Origin of the sequence: Rhizobium sp. TRM95796 (assembly GCF_025779995.1) — a bacterium.
Lineage (GTDB): Bacteria > Pseudomonadota > Alphaproteobacteria > Rhizobiales > Rhizobiaceae > Rhizobium_E.
This window is the reverse complement of the sequence record NZ_JAOXHE010000008.1, coordinates 291,392-308,460: the sequence shown is the minus strand read 5'-3', so window position 1 is coordinate 308,460 and position 17,069 is coordinate 291,392. Positions and strand designations below refer to the sequence as shown.

The following is a 17,069-nucleotide window of genomic DNA, read 5'->3' as shown; positions in this document are numbered from 1 at the left end:
CACTCTTTCGTGTCGGAGACGGCGCGGCCGGAAGACCGCGCCAGAGATTATCAGGCGGCTTCGGCAGCCAGCTTCTTGGCCTTTTCGACCGCTTCGTCCATCGAGCCGACCATGTAGAAGGCGGCTTCCGGCAGGTGGTCGTATTCGCCGTTGACCAGGCCCTTGAAGCCCTTGATCGTGTCTTCGAGCGAGACGAGCTTGCCAGGCGAACCGGTGAAGACTTCGGCGACGTGGAACGGCTGCGACAGGAAGCGCTCGATCTTGCGGGCGCGGGCGACGGTCAGCTTGTCGTCTTCCGACAGTTCATCCATGCCGAGGATGGCGATGATGTCCTGGAGAGACTTGTAGCGCTGCAGGGTCGACTGAACCTTACGCGCCACTTCATAGTGCTCTTCGCCGACGATCATCGGGTCGAGCATGCGCGAGGTGGAGTCGAGCGGGTCCACGGCCGGGTAGATGCCCTTTTCGGCGATCGAGCGGCTGAGAACGGTCGTCGCGTCCAAGTGCGCGAAGGACGTGGCCGGCGCCGGGTCGGTCAAGTCGTCGGCGGGCACGTAGATGGCCTGCACCGAGGTGATCGAACCCTTGTTGGTGGTGGTGATGCGTTCCTGCAGAGCGCCCATGTCGGTGGCGAGCGTCGGCTGATAACCCACGGCCGAAGGAATACGGCCGAGCAGCGCCGACACTTCCGAACCCGCCTGGGTGAAGCGGAAGATGTTGTCGACGAAGAACAGCACGTCTTGGCCCTTGTCGCGGAAGTCTTCCGCGATGGTCAAGCCGGTCAGAGCGACGCGGGCGCGAGCGCCCGGCGGCTCGTTCATCTGGCCGTAGACGAGCGCGCACTTGGAGCCGGCAGCGGAACCGCCATGCTCGCGCGGATCGACGTTGACCTTGGACTCGATCATTTCGTGATAGAGGTCGTTGCCTTCGCGGGTGCGCTCGCCGACGCCGGCGAACACGGAGTAACCGCCGTGGGCCTTCGCGACGTTGTTGATCAGTTCCATGATCAGAACGGTCTTGCCGACGCCTGCGCCGCCGAACAGGCCGATCTTGCCGCCCTTGGCGTAAGGAGCCAGGAGGTCGACGACCTTGATGCCGGTGACGAGAATCTGGGCTTCCGTCGACTGCTCCACATATTCGGGAGCGGCCTGGTGGATCGCGCGGCGGGCTTCGGTCGGAACCGGGCCGAGTTCGTCGACCGGCTCGCCGATGACGTTCAGGATTCGGCCGAGCGTTTCGTCGCCGACCGGCACCGAGATCGGCGCGCCGGTGTCGGTGACGGCCTGGCCGCGCACGAGACCTTCGGTGGAGTCCATCGCGATGGTGCGGACGGTGTTTTCGCCGAGATGCTGCGCCACTTCGAGAACGAGGCGGTTGCCGCCATTGTCGGTTTCGAGCGCGTTCAGGATCGGCGGCAGAGCGCCTTCGAACGAGACGTCAACGACGGCGCCGATGACCTGGGTCACCTTGCCGGCGGCGGACTGGGTAGCTGCCGTAGCCATATTCATACCCTCTTTTCTTGTAGATCAGAGCGCTTCCGCGCCTGCGATGATTTCGATCAGTTCGGTGGTGATTTTCGCCTGACGCTGGCGGTTGTAGCTGAGCGTCAGTTTGTTGATCATCTCACCGGCGTTGCGCGTGGCGTTGTCCATGGCGCTCATCTTGGCGCCCATTTCGCCGGCGACATTCTCGAGCAGAGCCCGGAAGATCTGCACGGTGATGGCGCGCGGGATGAGATCGCCGAGGATGGCGCCTGCGTCCGGCTCGTAATCGTAAACTGCCGACGCCGAGGTCGTGTCCGCCGCGGCCACCGCCGGCGCGACGGCCGGGATGAGCTGCAGAGCGGTCGGGATCTGCGAGATCACCGACTTGAACTCGGAATAGAACAGCGTGCAGACGTCGAATTCGCCCTTGTCGAACAGGCTCATCACCTTGCGGCTGATGGCCTCGGCGTTCTCGTAGCCGACCTTCTTGACGTCGCGAAGTTCGACGCGGTCGATGATCAGGCTCGCGAATTCACGGCGCAGGATGTCGTTGCCCTTCTTGCCGACGGTGATGATCTTCACCGTCTTGCCTTCGTTCAGAAGGCGGCGGGCGTGATCGCGCGCGAAACGCGCGATCTGCGAGTTGAAGCCGCCGCACAGACCGCGTTCGGCGGTGCAGACGACCAGCAGATGGGTCTTGTCGGATCCGGTGCCGGTCATCAGGCGCGGCGCGTCGGCGTCCCCGCCCACAGCGCTGACGATGTTCGCCATGACGGCGCCCATGCGCTGTGAATAGGGCCGAGCGGCCTCGGCCGCTTCCTGGGCGCGCCGAAGCTTCGCCGCGGCGACCATTTTCATCGCCTTGGTGATCTTCTGCGTCGCCTTGACGGAAGCGATCCGGTTTTTCAGGTCCTTGAGGGAAGCCATTGGTTCTCCGTCCCAGCTTGTCCGATCAGGCGAACGTCTTGGAGAAGCTGTCGAGAGCGGCCTTCAGCTTGCCCTTGGTGTCGTCGGTGATCTGCTTGTCGGTGCGGATCGCATCGAGGATCGCCTTGCCTTCGGTGCGGAGGTAGCCGAGCAGACCCTGCTCGAACTTGCCGACCTGAGCCACAGTGAGCTTGTCGAGGTAACCGTTGACGCCGGCGAAGATCACCGCAACCTGTTCTTCCGTCTTGAGCGGAGAGAACTGCGGCTGCTTGAGCAGCTCCGTCAGGCGGGCGCCGCGGTTGAGCAGGCGCTGCGTGGCGGCGTCGAGGTCCGAGCCGAACTGAGCGAAGGCGGCCATTTCACGATACTGGGCGAGTTCACCCTTGATCGAACCGGCAACCTGCTTCATCGCCTTGATCTGGGCCGACGAACCGACGCGCGACACCGACAGGCCGACGTTCACGGCCGGACGGATGCCCTGATAGAACAGGTCGGTTTCGAGGAAGATCTGGCCGTCGGTGATCGAGATCACGTTGGTCGGGATGAAGGCCGACACGTCGTTGCCCTGGGTCTCGATGACCGGCAGAGCCGTCAGCGAACCGGAGCCGCGCTCGTCGGAGAGCTTGGCGGCGCGTTCGAGCAGACGCGAGTGCAGATAGAAGACGTCGCCCGGATAGGCTTCGCGGCCCGGCGGGCGGCGCAGAAGCAGCGACATCTGGCGATAGGACACGGCCTGCTTGGACAGGTCGTCGTAAGCGATCAGGGCGTGCTGGCCGTTGTCGCGGAAATATTCGCCCATGGCGCAGCCCGCGAACGGTGCGAGATACTGCATCGGCGCCGGATCGGACGCGGTCGCCGCGATCACGATCGAATATTTCAGCGCGCCGCGCTCTTCGAGAACCTTGACGAACTGTGCGACGGTCGAACGCTTCTGGCCGACGGCGACATAGACGCAGAACAGCTTGTCGTTGTCCGGGCCGTTGTCGTGGATCGGCTTCTGGTTCAGGAACGTGTCGAGAATGATGGCGGTCTTGCCGGTCTGGCGGTCGCCGATCACGAGTTCGCGCTGGCCGCGGCCGACCGGGATGAGCGCATCGATGGCCTTGAGGCCGGTCGACATCGGCTCATGGACCGACTTGCGCGGAATGATGCCCGGAGCCTTGATGTCGACGCGCGAACGGCGCGTCGCATTGATCGGGCCTTTGCCGTCGATCGGATTGCCGAGGGCGTCGACGACGCGGCCGAGCAGTTCCGGACCGACGGGAACGTCGACGATGGCGCCGGTGCGCTTGACGGTGTCGCCTTCCTTGATGTCACGGTCGGAGCCGAAGATAACCACGCCGACATTGTCGGATTCGAGGTTGAGGGCCATACCGCGAATTCCACCGGGGAATTCGACCATTTCGCCGGCCTGAACATTGTCCAGACCATAGACGCGGGCGATGCCGTCACCGACGGACAACACCTGACCCACTTCGGAGACTTCAGCCTCCTTGCCGAAATTCTTGATCTGGTCCTTGAGAATTGCGGAAATTTCCGCGGCGCGGATATCCATCAGCCAACCTCTTTCAGTGAAAGCTTAAGGGTAGAAAGTTTGGTGCGAAGCGAGGTGTCGATCTGACGCGAACCGAGCTTGACGATCAGGCCGCCAAGGAGAGAAGGGTCCACGGCAACATTGATCGCCACGTCTTTTCCGGTGACGCTCTTCAACGCCGCCTTCAATTCTTGTTCCTGCTCGGATGTCAGAGCATGGGCCGAAGTCACTTCGGCGACCGCCTCGCCGCGATGGCGGGCGTAGATGGCGCGATAGCCGCGGATCATGCCGGGCACGGCGAACAGGCGGCGGTTCGACGCCGCGACCTTGATCAGGTTGCCCGCGAGACCGCCGATGCCGGCCTTGTCGAGAATGGCGGAGATCGCGCGCAGCTGCTCGTCGGCGCCGAACACCGGGCTCGTCACGAGACGGCGCAGATCCTCCGACTCATCCAGAAGCGCCTGGAAGCGATCGAGCGCGCTGGCGACGTCGCCCGCGGCGTTCTGCTCCAGCGCCAGTTCGAAGAGGGACGAGGCATAACGTTCTGCCACGCCAGACACGATTTGCGATGACTCTGCCACGCGCCGAGTTTCCCTATTTCTCTTCAGGCTCAAGGGCCCGGCGCACCGAATCCAAGAACCTGAAAATGTTGCATTATTTTCGGAATTTCCCTGAGCGCAGACGCTCAACTCCCCAAAAACTCGCAAGCCATCTAGCATAGCTCCACAGGACTCGCAACACAGGATGTTGCGGCCAATCGCGGCAGAATCGCATTTATTTGCCAATTTACGGAGCGTTTGGCCTCGGCGTTGGAATTTTTTTCCCTTTGAAGCCTCGGACCGGCCTCAAATCATTCCCGCGAAGCCCCAGGCCAGCGCCGCCGCAGTTAGCAAGGAAAGAACGAGAATAATCAACGAAAACGGATAGTTGCCACGATTGAGCGTCAACGCTGCGATCCGACCGACACCCGAGACGATCAGCGCCGCGACCATTCCCATGGCCAGAAACAGATAGGCGACGTAAAGGCTTTCGGTCAGTCCTGCGACATAGATTCCCAGAAGACCAAGCGCGAGAAGAATTCCGCCTGCCGAGCGGATCGGGCCATGACCGGCCTGTGCGAGGAAGGCCAGACCGGCAGCGCGGGCGCTTACCCTGGGCATGAACATGATGACGAGGCCGGCTAATGCGAGAGCTGCATAGGCGTAAGCCGACAGTTGCGTCTGGAACTCGACCGGCCATAAAAAGGCTCCGGCTTCCGCGAGAGCTTCCGGAAGTCGCGCCGCGAGCGCCCCGGCCATAATGGCCTGCAAAACGAGCATGACGATATTGACGAGGCTCGCCGCCTGATCGGACATCAGCGACAAGAGCCTGCCGAAAGCGCCGACGCCGAGCGACAACCCCAGCGCTGCGTAGAGAATGGGTTGATCGAGAAGCAAGGTCGCGGCGGCGAAGCCGGCCAGAAATCCTCCGGCCGGGCGCAGCTCGCCGATCGCGCCGTCCCGACCCGACTGCAGCCCGATCAGGCGGCCCATGCGTTGCGGGATGATCAGGTAGAGGAGTCCGAAAGCGAGCGCGAGAGCGGCCGAAACGAAGGCCGCCTGTCCGACGGGGGTCGCGGGAAATTCGGGGAGGGAGAATTCCATATACGCCTCTCTGCTGCTTCGCTCCTTATGGCATAGGCGGCAGCCGCTGAGAATCGGGCCGAACGAGAATGCTGTGACTTTCGCCTCTGGATGAAGAGGCGATCAGAGAAAGCTCTGCGGATCGATATCCAGTTGCACCTGCACGGAGCCGCGCTCCTTCGGTCCCTGCTCGACCATGGCCCGCACGAAGGCCTGCATGTCCGATCCGCGCCGGCCATGGATCAGCAGGCGGAACCGGTGACGCCCGCGCACCAGGGCCAGCGGCGCTTCAGCCGGCCCCAGCACGCTCAAGCCCGACATCTGCGGAGCGGCCTGCCGGAGGCTTCGGGCATGGGCTTCTGCGTCGTTGCGGCTGTCGGCGGAAACGATGATCGAGGCGAGCCGTCCGAAGGGCGGCATCAGCGCCTTTTCCCGCTCGAGAATCTCGCGTTCGTAAAAGGCCTCGGAATCGCCCGACACGATGGCCTGCATCACCGGATGGCCGGGCTGATAGGTCTGGATCAGGCCCCGGCTCTGAAGCCCGCTGCGGCCGGCGCGCCCGGTGACCTGCGACAGAAGCTGGAATGTCCGCTCGGCGGCGCGCGGATCGCCATTGGCGAGACCGAGATCGGCGTCGACGATGCCGACCAGCGTCATTTTCGGAAAGTTGTGGCCTTTGGCGACCAGTTGCGTGCCGATGACGATGTCGGCGTCGCCCTTGGCGATCGCCTCCAGCTCCAGCCTCAGCCGCTTCACCCCGCCGGCCATATCCGACGAGAGCACGATGATGCGGCTTTCGGGAAAGCTCTTCTCCACCTCTTCGGCGATGCGCTCGACGCCGGGGCCGCAGGCCGCGAGATGGTCGAGCGCGCCGCATTCCGGGCAGGCGTCCGGGCTCTTCTCGTTGTGGCCACAATGGTGGCACTGCAGAACGCCGCGAAAGCGATGTTCGACCAGCCAGGCCGAGCAATTCGGACACTGGAAGCGATGGCCGCAGACCCGGCAGAGCGTCAGCGGCGCATAGCCGCGGCGATTGAGGAAGAGCAGCGATTGCTCGCCGCGCTCCAGGGTCTTGGCCATGCCCTTCAGCATGATCGGCGACAGAAAGCCGCCGCGCGCCGGCGGATGGCGACGCATGTCGACGAGATGAAGATCCGGCAGCGCCGCGCCGCCGAAACGCCCGGGAAGGTGCACTTTCTCATACCGTCCCTGATCGGCGTTGACCCGGCTTTCGACCGAGGGTGTCGCAGACGCCAGCACCACGGGGAAACCTCCGATGCGGCCGCGCACCACCGCCATGTCCCGCGCATTATAGAAGACGCGGTCTTCCTGTTTGTAGGCGGGATCATGCTCTTCATCGACGATGATCAGGCCGAGATTCTCGAACGGAAGGAAAAGCGCCGAGCGCGCGCCGGCGACGACCTTCACCCTGCCCTCGGCCGCCTGGCGCCAGACGCGCTCGCGCATGCGCGGCGGCAGATCCGAATGCCATTCGGCGGGCTTGGCGCCGAAGCGATCCTGGAAACGTTCGAGAAAGGCGGGCGTGAGCGCGATTTCCGGCAGCAGGATCAGCGCCTGCTTGCCCTGGCGGATCGCCTCGGCGATCGCCTCGAAATAGACCTCGGTCTTGCCCGATCCGGTGACGCCGTCGATGAGCGTGACGTTGAATTCGCCCCGCTGCACCGAGGCGATCAGCTGGTCGGCGCCTGCGCGCTGATCGGCCTCCAGCTTGGCCTGGGCGTAATCGGCGTCCGGCTCGGCCGTCACCGGCGGCGGCGGAAGAAACACCGGCTCGAACACGCCCTGTTTGGTCAAGCCGTCGATGACGGAGGAAGAGACCCCGGCGGCATGCGTCAGACCAGACCGGGTCCAGGCGGGAGCCTCCCCGGCGAGCGCGATCACGCGACCGCGCGCAGGGGTCACCCGCTCCGGCCGGCTGTCGGTGAGCCGAAGCCCTTCCACCATGGGCTCGGGATCGAAGGCGGCCGGCGCGCGCAACGCCATTCGCGCCACCAGCCCCGGCGGCGACAGCGTGTAGCTCGCGACCCAGTCGATGAACTGCCGCATGTCTTTCGTCAGCGGCGGGCAATCGAAAATGGCGGCGATCGGCTTCAGTTTCTTCGGATCGATCTTGTCGGATGGTTCGCCGTCCCAGACCACGCCGAACACCTGGCGCGGCCCGAGCGGGATCTGCACGATCGAGCCCGGCTCGACATGCATGCCCTCGGGCACCGCATAGGAATAAGGCTTCGGGGTCGGCAAAGGCGCCATGACCGCCGCCACTTTCGGCTGCGGTCTTTCTCCGAACAGGTCGTCGAGCGAATCTCTTGCCATAGCCGTGAAATGGCACATCCGGACCGGTAATGAAAACAGGTTCGGCGTAATTTATCCGTTTCGCCGCGCTTCGCCGGCGTAGCTCTGCCCCGTCATCAGCCTTCGAGCTCCTCGCGAAGAATTTCGAGCTCCAGCCACTCTTCTTCCATGCGGGCGACCTCGTCGCGCGCCTTTTCCAGCTGCGCGGCGATCTTGGAGAAGCCGTCGGGATCGCGCGCAAACAGATTGGGATCGGCCATTCTCGTCTCGAAGGCGGCGATCTCGGCTTCCTTGGCCGCCATCTGCTTGGGCAGGTTCTCGATCGCGAATTTCTGCTTGAAGGACAGCTTTCCCTTGTTCCTGCCGGCGTCGGACGAGGCGGCCGGCGCGTCGGCTTTCGCCTGAGCGGCTTTTTCCTTTTCGACCCTCCGGCGCTCGTCGGCCTGGCCCTTGCGTTGCGTCAGCATGTCGGAATAGCCGCCGGCATATTCGATCCAGCGACCATCAGGGTTTTCGGGATCGGCGGGAGCAATCGTCGAGGTGACGGTGCGGTCGAGGAAGTCGCGGTCGTGGCTGACGAGGATGACGGTGCCCTGATAGCCGGAGACGACCTCCTGCAACAGATCCAGCGTTTCGATGTCGAGATCGTTGGTCGGCTCGTCGAGGATCAGCAGGTTGGACGGCCGGGCGAGAATGCGCGCCATGATAAGCCTGGCCCGCTCGCCCCCCGACAGATTGAGGATCGGCGTGCGCGCCTGCTCCGGCTGGAACAGGAACTCCTTCATATAACCTGTGACGTGCCGCTGGACGCCGTTGACGAGCAGATTTTCGCCGCGACCATCGGTCAGGTAATTGGCGAGCGTGTCGGTGAGGTCGAGATCTTCGCGTTTCTGGTCGAGCGTGGCGATATCGAGATTGGTGCCGAGCTTGATCGTTCCAGAATCCGGCTCCAGCTGTCCGGTGAGCATCTTGAGCAGCGTGGTCTTTCCCGCGCCGTTGGGGCCAACGAGACCGATGCAATCGCCGCGATGCACGCGCAGCGAAAACGGCGCGACGATCGCGCGATCGCCATAGCTCTTGGTGATCTTGTCGGCCTCGATCACCAGCTTGCCGCTTTCGCGTCCTTCGGAGACGGTCGCCTGCACCAAGCCGACCGCGCCTTTGTGACTGCGGTGACGATGGCGCATGTCCTGCAATTCGCCGAGCCGGCGCATATTGCGCTTGCGCCGCGCGGTCACGCCATAGCGCAACCAATGCTCTTCGCGCTCGATCGCCTTGCCGAGCTTGTGCTGCTCCATCTCTTCTTCTTCGAGCACCTTGTCGCGCCAGGCTTCGAAATGGCCGAAGCCGCGATCGAGTCTCCTGGCGACGCCGCGATCGAGCCAGATGGTGGCGGTTGAGACTTTTTCGAGAAAGCGCCGGTCGTGGGAGATCAGGATCAACGCGCTCTTGGTCTTCATCAACTCGCCTTCCAGCCATTCGATGGTCGGCAGGTCGAGATGGTTGGTCGGCTCGTCGAGCAGGAGAATATCGGGCTCGGGCGCCATGACTCGGGCGAGCGCGGCGCGACGGGCTTCGCCGCCCGAGAGATTGGCGGGGCTCGATGCGCCGTCGAGACCGAGATGCTCGAGAAGATAGGTGACGCGATAGGGATCGTCGGAAGGGCCCAGACCTGCGGCGGCATAGGCTTCGATCGTGGCGTAGCCCTCGAAATCCGGCGCCTGATGCAGATAACGAACCGTCGAGGCCGGATGGCGAAACACCTCGCCCGATTGCGGCTCGACGAGGCTGGCGGCCATCTTGAGCAGCGTCGATTTGCCCGAACCGTTGCGGCCGACCAGGCAGACGCGCTCGCCGGGTTCGAGCTGGAAGCTGACGCCGTTCAGAAGCGGCGCGCCGCCGAAGCTCAGGTGAATGTCGTCAAGCTTGAGAATGGGCGGGGCCAAGGGTCACACTCCGGTCATGTCATAGGGACGCGCAAGCGTCACGGCCCGGCCGCTGCCGAGCTTCAGGGTGATCGGTCCTTCCGCGACATTGGACAGCGTGCGCGAAGAACCGAAAGGAAGGTGAAAATCGTCGAGCGGATACCGCGCGTTGTCGATCGACAAGCGAGTCAGATCGGAAAATCCCATGATCGAAAACAGGCTGCCGGAAGGAAGATCGAGACTGACCTCGCCCGCCAGCAGCGGATAGCCTTCTTCGTCGCCCGACGTCAGCATGACCTCGACGCCGCGCTCGGCGAGCGCCACGGCATGCAGGAGATGGCCGACGCCGTGATCGGTGCGCGCCCCGCCCATGGCGCCGACGAGGATCAGACGGCGGGCGCCGAGGGTAAGCGCCCGCTCGACGGCCAGCTCGCCGTCTGTGAGCGATTTGTCGGGCGGATGCGTCTCCCGCGGCGTCTCGGGAAACCGGGCGAGAAGCGTCTCGGACGCTGAATCGAAATCGCCGAGCCAGAGTTCGGGCGTCACTCCAAGCGTCTCGGCATGCGCCATCCCGCCATCGGCGGCGATGAAGCGCGCGCCGAGAAGTTGCGAGGATAGCCTTGTGGTCGCGACGAGACGACCGCCGAGCAAGATGGCGAATGTGGTCATGGCGATCGCTTTAGACGAAAACGATCCGCATGGGGAGGGCGTGACGGCAGGAATTTCAGTCGCGCAGCTTCTGGACCTTGTCGAAGAATTTCAGCACCTGGGCCAGTTCATGACCCCGCTTGAGGATGCGGCCCTGCGTGTTGACGATCGCGAACGCTCCTTGCTTGGCGGCGAGTTTCGGGACCTTTTCGACCTGATAGAGCGGCGCATCCCCGGAACGCTTGTAGATAGAGAACACCGCCTTGTCGCGAAAGAAGTCGATCGCGTAATCTCTCCACTCGCCCTCGCCGACCATGCGTCCATAAATGCGCAGGATCTGGTTGAGTTCGAGGCGATGGAAGGTGACGGGCGCGGGATCGCGCGCTTCTCGATAATCCTTGAGGTCGATGACCGCGGGACCGTTGCGCTCGGAAGAGCCCTGCTGCTCGGTGTGATCCGCCATGGAAACCTTTGCGCCGAAATGCCTTGCGTCTAGCTCCGTCGGATGCGCGTGATCATGACGGATTGACGACAGTGTGCCTGAAAGGCGCGGAAATGCAAGTCCAATTGGCGCATGGCGACCCCGGGCTAGAGGGCTGCGGCCCCGTAGATTCGTCCGGGATTGCCATCGGCGTCATGCGCCTGGAGCAGAATGGCGCAGCCGTCATAGCCGGGTTTGGAGCCCACGGAGGCCGGCAGTTTCAAGGTCATCGCCTTGCCGTCCCACATGCCGACCGTCTCCAACTTGGTCACCGCATTGCGGTAATGAAGCGTTCTTCCGGTATTCTCGCCACTCTCGATCGCGACCGTGGTGCTGCGCTTGAAATAGGCTACCACCACATTCGCCTTGCCGGAGCCCGCGCCGATGGCGATGGTCATCGTTTCTGGGGTAAGCCGGGCCGAAACGGGCACGCTGACCGCCTGACCGCCCCGCGCCAGGGCGTCGAGATCGGTCATGACGTGAGAAAGCCCTCCCGTCTTGGCCGTGCGCACGCCGTTCAGCACAACCTGCGGCGTGAAGACATTGCTCGCGCCGAAGCTCTTGCTATAGCCATATTGCCGCTCGGTGTTTTCGCGCGCCGACAGCGTGTCCTGCCAGCCCAGATAATTCCAATAATCGACATGATAGGAGATCGCGACGATGTCGCGGCGATCCGCCAGCCGCGCAAAAGCCGCATCGGCTTTCGGACAGGAGGAACAGCCCTGCGATGTGAAAAGTTCGACCACGCCGACGGGTTTCGAAGACACGGTCTCTCCGGCGCGGCATTGCAGACCGAACACGGCAAGGACGAACGCGCCCATGGCGAGAAGTACGAATGCGAGCCTGCGCAATGGATTTGCCTTTCGATCGGACGCGCTGATGGCGTCGCTTGCGGGACAATCATATAGCGAATAGGAGCCTCACGGCTAAATCAAATTCGCTTGAGCGGGAGGGGGCCGCCTCAGCGGCTTTTTTTGCGGCTGCGCGGAACGATTTCGCAATGAAACTGTTAGGTTGCAGGAAAACCCGCTTCTTTCACGAATGGCAAAAAAACGCCCTTCCGGCGTCGGGTTTTTCCGACTAAAAAGTTTCGCTCTTATAAAAAAAATCCGGAGGTTGCACATGAGTATTTTGGACGAAACGGATCGCAGCCTGCTCGCCCTGCTCCAGAAAAATGACAGGCTGTCGCTCGCGGAGATCGGACAAGAACTCAAACTGGCGCCCTCGACGGTGAACGACCGCATCAAGCGTCTGATTCGCAACGAAATTATTTCCGGCTTCCATGCAGCGGTCAATCCTGAGAAAGTCGGCCTCGATCTCCTGGCCTTCGTCTTCGTCGGCTGGAACGACCCGGAAGTGGAAGAGCGGTTTCTAAAGAAGGTTGCAGAGAGCGGCGCCGTCCTCGAATGCCACCACGTGACCGGCGCGTGGAATTACCTCCTGAAGGTGCGATTGAAGAACACCCGGGAGCTCGAACGTTTCCTGGCTCAGGAGCTGAAATCCATCGAAGGCCTGATGCGCACGGAAACACTCATCGTTCTCTCGTCCGCCAAAGAAGTCTCGACCCTCGCCGTCTGAGTTCGGCAAGGGTTCCCTCCTTGGCCCGTCGATGACGACGCGGCCTATCTTTACAGTTGCGGATTGACGACGATGCGGCCTTTGACGCCGCCTTTCAGGATGGAAGCGCCGAGCCCCGGCATTTCCGCGAGACCATGTTCGCTGACCATGGCTTCGAGTTTATCCATCGGCAGGTCGGCGGCCAGCCGCGACCATGCCTCGACGCGTTGATCATGCGGCCGCATGACCGAATCGATCCCGAGCAGATTGACGCCGCGCAGCAGGAAGGGAACGACGGTGAAGGACGGAACGGCGGCGCCGGCCGCAAGGCCGATGGCCGCCACGGAGCCGTTGTATTTGACCTGCTTCAGCACCCGCATCAGCATATCCCCGCCCACTGCATCGATGCCCGCCGCGAATCGTTCGGACTCCAGCGGCTTGGCCGTGGGCTCCGCAAGCTCTCCGCGGGGGATGATGGTCTCGGCGCCGAGATCGCGCAGATAGTCCTCCGTCTCGGGGCGGCCGGTGACCGCCGCCACGCGATAGCCGAGCCTGGCCAGGATCGCGACCGCAACCGACCCGACGCCGCCGGCCGCGCCGGTCACCACCACCTCGCCTTGATCAGGTTTGAGCCCCGCTTTTTCCAGCGCGATGACGGCCAGCATGGAGGTCAACCCAGCTGTGCCCACAGCCATGGCCTGACGCGTGGAGATGGCGTCCGGCAGTTTGACCAGCCAGTCGGCCTTGACCTTGGCGCGTGAGGCGTAACCACCCCACCAGACCTCGCCGACCCGCCAGCCGGTCAAAATGACACGGTCGCCCGGTCGATAACGCGGATCGGCGGATTGTTCGACCACGCCCGCGAAATCGACGCCCGGCACATGCGGGAAGGCGCGCACGAGCCCGCCTTTTCCATGCATGCAGAGGCCATCCTTGTAGTTTAGCGTCGAATAGTCGACCTTCACCGTCACATCGCCATCGGGAAGCATCGCATCGTCAAGCTCTTCGACCGCCTGCGAAATCGCACCATCCTCCGCCTTGCGAACCACCAGAGCCTTGAACATGAAAACCTCCCTTGATTGATGCGGCAGTGTTCGCCCGAACCGCGCGGGATGGCAACTGGCAAAAAGTCTGATGCGGCCGCATGGTTTTCTTCTTGCCTGCGCCGCACTATCTTCGGGCAAACAGGAGGCCGCCATGAGCGATCAGGACAATCCCGCCACCCAGGGCGAAATCGGCATTCTCGCCCGCCGCACCATCGAAGCCGGAATCATCAGGCCGATCTATGAAGAAATGAAGGCGGAGATCGGCGAGGACAAGGCCAAGGCGATCCTCGATTCGGCCATCCGCAAGGCGGCCATCGCCGCGGGCGCCGCCTTCGCCGCCAAGACGCCGGGCGGCACCAGCCTGAGGACCTTTCAGGATCTGCAGAGCCTCTGGACCCAGGACGACGCGCTGACGATCGAGGTGACCAAGGCGACCGACACGGAATTCCACTATCGCGTCGATCGCTGTCGCTACGCCGAGACCTACCGCGCCATGGGTCTCGGCGAAATCGGCCATCTCCTGTCCTGCAACCGCGACGGCACATTCTGCACCGGCTATGATCCACGCATTACGCTGAAGCGCACTCAGACGGTGATGGAAGGGGCCAGCCATTGCGACTTCCAATACAGTTTCGATCCGGATGCGGCGCCCGCCAAAACCGCGCCATGAATCAGCGCTTTCCTTGACATTGGCGCGCCTGTTTGCCACCTGACTGCCAACGACCTCACTTGCTGGAAAAAGCCATGTCGCTCCCTTCCGATTTCGATCCGAAACCGCGCCGCGCCTCCGTCGCCGTCGATGTCGGCGGCGTGATCGTCGGCGGCGGGGCCCCCGTCGTCGTGCAGTCGATGACCAATACGGATACGGCGGATGTCGATTCAACGGTGGCGCAGGTTGCGGCGCTGTTTCGCGCCGGCTCGGAAATCGTCCGCATCACGGTGGATCGCGACGAGAGCGCAGCCGCGGTGCCGAAGATCCGCGAGCGCCTGTTGCGGCTCGGCATGGATGTGCCGCTGGTCGGCGACTTCCACTATATCGGCCACAAGCTGCTGGCCGATCATCCCGCCTGCGCCGAGGCGCTGGCGAAATACCGCATCAATCCCGGCAATGTCGGCTTCAAGGACAAGAAGGACAAGCAGTTCGCCGATATCGTCGAAATGGCGATCCGCTATGACAAGCCGGTGCGCATCGGCGTCAACTGGGGCTCGCTCGACCAGGAACTGCTGACGCGGCTGATGGACGAGAACCAGGCAAACGGCTTTCCGCTTTCAGCCCGCCAGGTGACGCGCGAGGCGATCGTGCAATCGGCGCTTCTGTCGGCCCAATTGGCCGAGGAGATCGGCCTCGCCCGCAACCGCATCATTCTTTCCGCCAAGGTCAGTCAGGTGCAGGATCTCATCGCCTGCTATCAGATGCTCGCGGCCCGCTCGGATCACGCTCTGCATCTCGGCCTCACCGAAGCCGGCATGGGCTCCAAGGGCATCGTCGCCTCCTCCGCCGCCATGGGCTATGTGCTGCAACACGGCATCGGCGACACGATCCGCGTGTCGCTGACGCCCGAACCGAATGGCGACCGCACCCGCGAGGTGATCGTGGCGCAGGAGCTGCTGCAGGTCATGGGTTTCCGCCAGTTCCTGCCGGTCGTGGCGGCCTGTCCCGGCTGTGGCCGCACCACGTCGACGGTCTTCCAGGAACTCGCCCAGAAGATCGAGACCGACCTGCGCAAGAACATGCCTGTCTGGCGCGAGAAATATCCCGGCGTCGAGGCGCTCAACGTCGCGGTGATGGGCTGCATCGTCAACGGTCCCGGCGAGAGCAAGCATGCCGATATCGGCATATCCCTGCCCGGCACCGGCGAAAACCCGGCGGCGCCGGTGTTCATCGACGGGGAGAAGGCTTTGACGCTGCGCGGTCCCAAGATCGCCGAGGATTTCGAAGCTCTGGTGATCGGCTATATCGAAAAGCGTTTCGGCCAGAAAACGGAAGCGGCCGAATAAGCCGCGCCCGATGCTTGCAAATATTCAGCAAGCCGAAATGCTCCGGTCTTGCGTGGCATTGCCCGTGATTTTGCCGTATTTGTTCGGTTGAGCGGCAACGACGCCACGAAAGGACAGTCCGGCATGAAAAAAGTCATTTTGATCGCGCTTTGCGCGACCTACCTCTCCGCCTGCACGACGACCGATCCCTATACGGGCGAGAAGAAGATCTCCAACACCGCCGGCGGCGCGGCCATCGGGGCAGGCCTCGGCGCGCTCGCCGGTCTCGCGGTCGGCAATGACGGCCCGGGTCGCCGCAACGCCGCATTGATCGGCGCGGGCCTCGGTGCGCTGGCGGGCGGCGCGGTCGGCAATTACATGGACAATCAGGAAGCCGAACTGCGCGCCCAGTTGCAGGGCACCGGCATTTCCATCACCCGCGCCGGCGACCGCATCATCCTCAACATGCCGTCGAACGTGACCTTCGACACCGATCAGGACGCCGTGCGCTCGGAATTCTACCCGACGCTGAATTCCGTGGCGATCGTGCTGCGCAAGTTCAACAAGACGCTGATCGACATTGCCGGCCACACCGATTCGACCGGCAGCCTCGGGCACAATCAGGAACTCTCCGAGCGTCGCGCTGTCTCCGTCGCGAACTATCTCGGCGGCCAGGGTATCGACACCCGCCGCATCGCCGCCATGGGTTATGGCCCGAGCCGGCCGGTCGCGTCCAACGCCTCGCCCGAGGGACGCGCCCAGAACCGCCGCGTGGAAATTTCGATCTCGCCGCTCAAGGGCGCCTGATCTGTTGAATGAGAGAAGGCGCGGCGAAATACGCGCCTTTTCTTCTCAGAGCCGCGCCGTCAAGAGCTTGACGCCGGCAAAGGCGAAGAAGGCGCCCATGACGCCATCGATGCCGCGACGCCCCTTACGATAGAGCGCCACCACCGGCGACAGCGAAAACAACGCCGCCATACCGTTGAGCGAAATCAGACCGATCAGGAAGCATCCGGCGATGTATAGCGCGATCATCGACGCCGGCGCGCCCATGGGCAGGCCGAGCGAGATCAGCGAGATCCAGGCAAGCACCGCCTTGGGATTGGTGAGATGCAGGCCGAGTCCCTTGAGATAGAGGCGGCGCAGGCTTTCCTTTCCGCCGTTTTTCGAAGACTCGGCGAGATCGCCTGACGTCATCGCCGAGCGGAAGGATTTCCAGGCGAGATAGAGTAGATAGAGCCCGCCTGCGATCTTCAACACGATGAGCGCCTCGGCGTAACTCGCCATGACGGCCGCCAGCCCGATCGCCGAGGCGCAGGCCCAGGTGAGCGACCCCGTCATCACCCCCAGGGCAAAGGCCATGCCGGCGGCGCGGCCGCGCGTCATCGAAGTCGAGATCAGGGCAAGCGTCGCCGGGCCGGGGCTGACCACGGCGATGAAATAGGCCAGCCAGGCGACGGCGAGATGGGGAAGCGTGTCAGCGATCGACATGGAAGAAGATCCTTTTCGGCCGACCATACCCGAACCCGTGACGGGCGAAAGCGACATTTGCTGA

General features: G+C 63.3%; 16 protein-coding genes. 4 read left to right on the top strand and 12 right to left on the bottom strand.

Annotated elements, in window-relative coordinates; translation table 11 throughout:
- Positions 1–50: 50 nt before the first annotated feature.
- The 10 genes from atpD to OCK01_RS17940 all read right to left on the bottom strand — a co-directional run bounded on the left by atpD (position 51) and on the right by OCK01_RS17940 (position 11,785).
- A complete protein-coding gene (gene atpD / locus OCK01_RS17985; protein ID WP_263825105.1) occupies positions 51–1,502 on the bottom strand; it encodes a F0F1 ATP synthase subunit beta in 1,452 nt (483 codons plus the stop codon).
- Positions 1,503–1,526: 24 nt separating this feature from the next.
- The gene (locus OCK01_RS17980) at positions 1,527–2,411 is read right to left on the bottom strand and encodes a F0F1 ATP synthase subunit gamma (protein ID WP_182828122.1); all 885 of its coding nucleotides are present in this window, start codon (positions 2,409–2,411) and stop codon (positions 1,527–1,529) included.
- Between the two features lie 25 nt (positions 2,412–2,436).
- A complete protein-coding gene (gene atpA, locus OCK01_RS17975) occupies positions 2,437–3,966 on the bottom strand; it encodes a F0F1 ATP synthase subunit alpha (protein ID WP_263825104.1) in 1,530 nt (509 codons plus the stop codon).
- On the bottom strand, positions 3,966–4,526 hold the full coding sequence (locus OCK01_RS17970; protein ID WP_263825103.1) for a F0F1 ATP synthase subunit delta: 561 nt from the start codon (positions 4,524–4,526) through the stop codon (positions 3,966–3,968). Before OCK01_RS17970 ends, atpA begins: the two co-directional genes overlap by 1 nt.
- 264 nt (positions 4,527–4,790) lie before the next feature.
- Entirely contained in the window at positions 4,791–5,588 is a 798-nt protein-coding gene (locus tag OCK01_RS17965) for a hypothetical protein (RefSeq protein WP_263825102.1), read from the bottom strand.
- 102 nt (positions 5,589–5,690) lie between these two features.
- Complete coding sequence (locus tag OCK01_RS17960) at positions 5,691–7,901, bottom strand: primosomal protein N' (protein WP_263825101.1); 2,211 nt, start codon at positions 7,899–7,901, stop codon at positions 5,691–5,693.
- A 95-nt stretch (positions 7,902–7,996) separates the two neighbouring features.
- Positions 7,997–9,826: an ABC-F family ATP-binding cassette domain-containing protein gene (locus OCK01_RS17955; protein WP_263825100.1), complete on the bottom strand. Its 1,830-nt coding sequence runs from the start codon at positions 9,824–9,826 to the stop codon at positions 7,997–7,999.
- Positions 9,827–9,829: 3 nt separating this feature from the next.
- A complete protein-coding gene (locus OCK01_RS17950; protein WP_210275449.1) occupies positions 9,830–10,474 on the bottom strand; it encodes a thiamine diphosphokinase in 645 nt (214 codons plus the stop codon).
- Positions 10,475–10,529: 55 nt separating this feature from the next.
- Positions 10,530–10,916, bottom strand: coding sequence for a DUF2794 domain-containing protein (locus OCK01_RS17945; protein WP_182828118.1), 387 nt, complete (start codon positions 10,914–10,916; stop codon positions 10,530–10,532).
- Between the two features lie 125 nt (positions 10,917–11,041).
- A complete protein-coding gene (locus OCK01_RS17940; RefSeq protein WP_263825099.1) occupies positions 11,042–11,785 on the bottom strand; it encodes a DUF1223 domain-containing protein in 744 nt (247 codons plus the stop codon).
- A 163-nt stretch (positions 11,786–11,948) separates the two neighbouring features.
- Between OCK01_RS17940 and OCK01_RS17935 the strand changes: the two genes are divergently transcribed.
- On the top strand, positions 11,949–12,512 hold the full coding sequence (locus OCK01_RS17935; RefSeq protein WP_263825098.1) for an Lrp/AsnC family transcriptional regulator: 564 nt from the start codon (positions 11,949–11,951) through the stop codon (positions 12,510–12,512).
- Between the two features lie 50 nt (positions 12,513–12,562).
- On the opposite strand, the gene OCK01_RS17930 is transcribed toward OCK01_RS17935, so the two are convergent.
- Positions 12,563–13,555 (bottom strand): MDR family oxidoreductase, encoded by a 993-nt coding sequence (locus tag OCK01_RS17930; protein ID WP_263825097.1) that lies wholly within the window; start codon positions 13,553–13,555, stop codon positions 12,563–12,565.
- 133 nt (positions 13,556–13,688) lie between these two features.
- Between OCK01_RS17930 and OCK01_RS17925 the strand changes: the two genes are divergently transcribed.
- The 3 genes from OCK01_RS17925 (at position 13,689) to OCK01_RS17915 (ending at position 16,321) form a co-directional block, all read left to right on the top strand.
- Complete coding sequence (locus OCK01_RS17925; RefSeq protein ID WP_263825096.1) at positions 13,689–14,207, top strand: L-2-amino-thiazoline-4-carboxylic acid hydrolase; 519 nt, start codon at positions 13,689–13,691, stop codon at positions 14,205–14,207.
- Positions 14,208–14,281: 74 nt separating this feature from the next.
- Positions 14,282–15,535: a flavodoxin-dependent (E)-4-hydroxy-3-methylbut-2-enyl-diphosphate synthase gene (gene ispG, locus OCK01_RS17920; RefSeq protein ID WP_263825095.1), complete on the top strand. Its 1,254-nt coding sequence runs from the start codon at positions 14,282–14,284 to the stop codon at positions 15,533–15,535.
- 123 nt (positions 15,536–15,658) lie between these two features.
- Complete coding sequence (locus tag OCK01_RS17915; RefSeq protein ID WP_263825094.1) at positions 15,659–16,321, top strand: OmpA family protein; 663 nt, start codon at positions 15,659–15,661, stop codon at positions 16,319–16,321.
- Between the two features lie 45 nt (positions 16,322–16,366).
- On the opposite strand, the gene OCK01_RS17910 is transcribed toward OCK01_RS17915, so the two are convergent.
- Positions 16,367–17,005, bottom strand: a complete 639-nt coding sequence (locus tag OCK01_RS17910) for a LysE family translocator (protein ID WP_263825093.1) — start codon at positions 17,003–17,005, stop codon at positions 16,367–16,369.
- Positions 17,006–17,069: the final 64 nt, after the last annotated feature.

Coding starts and splice junctions, on each gene's coding strand:
- OCK01_RS17915 (WP_263825094.1), top strand. CDS start 15,659: ATGAAAAAAGTCATTTTGATCGCGCTTTGCGCGACCTACCTCTCCGCC.
- OCK01_RS17945 (WP_182828118.1), bottom strand. CDS start 10,916: ATGGCGGATCACACCGAGCAGCAGGGCTCTTCCGAGCGCAACGGTCCC.
- atpA (WP_263825104.1), bottom strand. CDS start 3,966: ATGGATATCCGCGCCGCGGAAATTTCCGCAATTCTCAAGGACCAGATC.
- OCK01_RS17950 (WP_210275449.1), bottom strand. CDS start 10,474: ATGACCACATTCGCCATCTTGCTCGGCGGTCGTCTCGTCGCGACCACA.
- OCK01_RS17910 (WP_263825093.1), bottom strand. CDS start 17,005: ATGTCGATCGCTGACACGCTTCCCCATCTCGCCGTCGCCTGGCTGGCC.
- OCK01_RS17980 (WP_182828122.1), bottom strand. CDS start 2,411: ATGGCTTCCCTCAAGGACCTGAAAAACCGGATCGCTTCCGTCAAGGCG.
- OCK01_RS17930 (WP_263825097.1), bottom strand. CDS start 13,555: ATGTTCAAGGCTCTGGTGGTTCGCAAGGCGGAGGATGGTGCGATTTCG.
- OCK01_RS17925 (WP_263825096.1), top strand. CDS start 13,689: ATGAGCGATCAGGACAATCCCGCCACCCAGGGCGAAATCGGCATTCTC.
- ispG (WP_263825095.1), top strand. CDS start 14,282: ATGTCGCTCCCTTCCGATTTCGATCCGAAACCGCGCCGCGCCTCCGTC.
- OCK01_RS17965 (WP_263825102.1), bottom strand. CDS start 5,588: ATGGAATTCTCCCTCCCCGAATTTCCCGCGACCCCCGTCGGACAGGCG.
- OCK01_RS17960 (WP_263825101.1), bottom strand. CDS start 7,901: ATGGCAAGAGATTCGCTCGACGACCTGTTCGGAGAAAGACCGCAGCCG.
- atpD (WP_263825105.1), bottom strand. CDS start 1,502: ATGGCTACGGCAGCTACCCAGTCCGCCGCCGGCAAGGTGACCCAGGTC.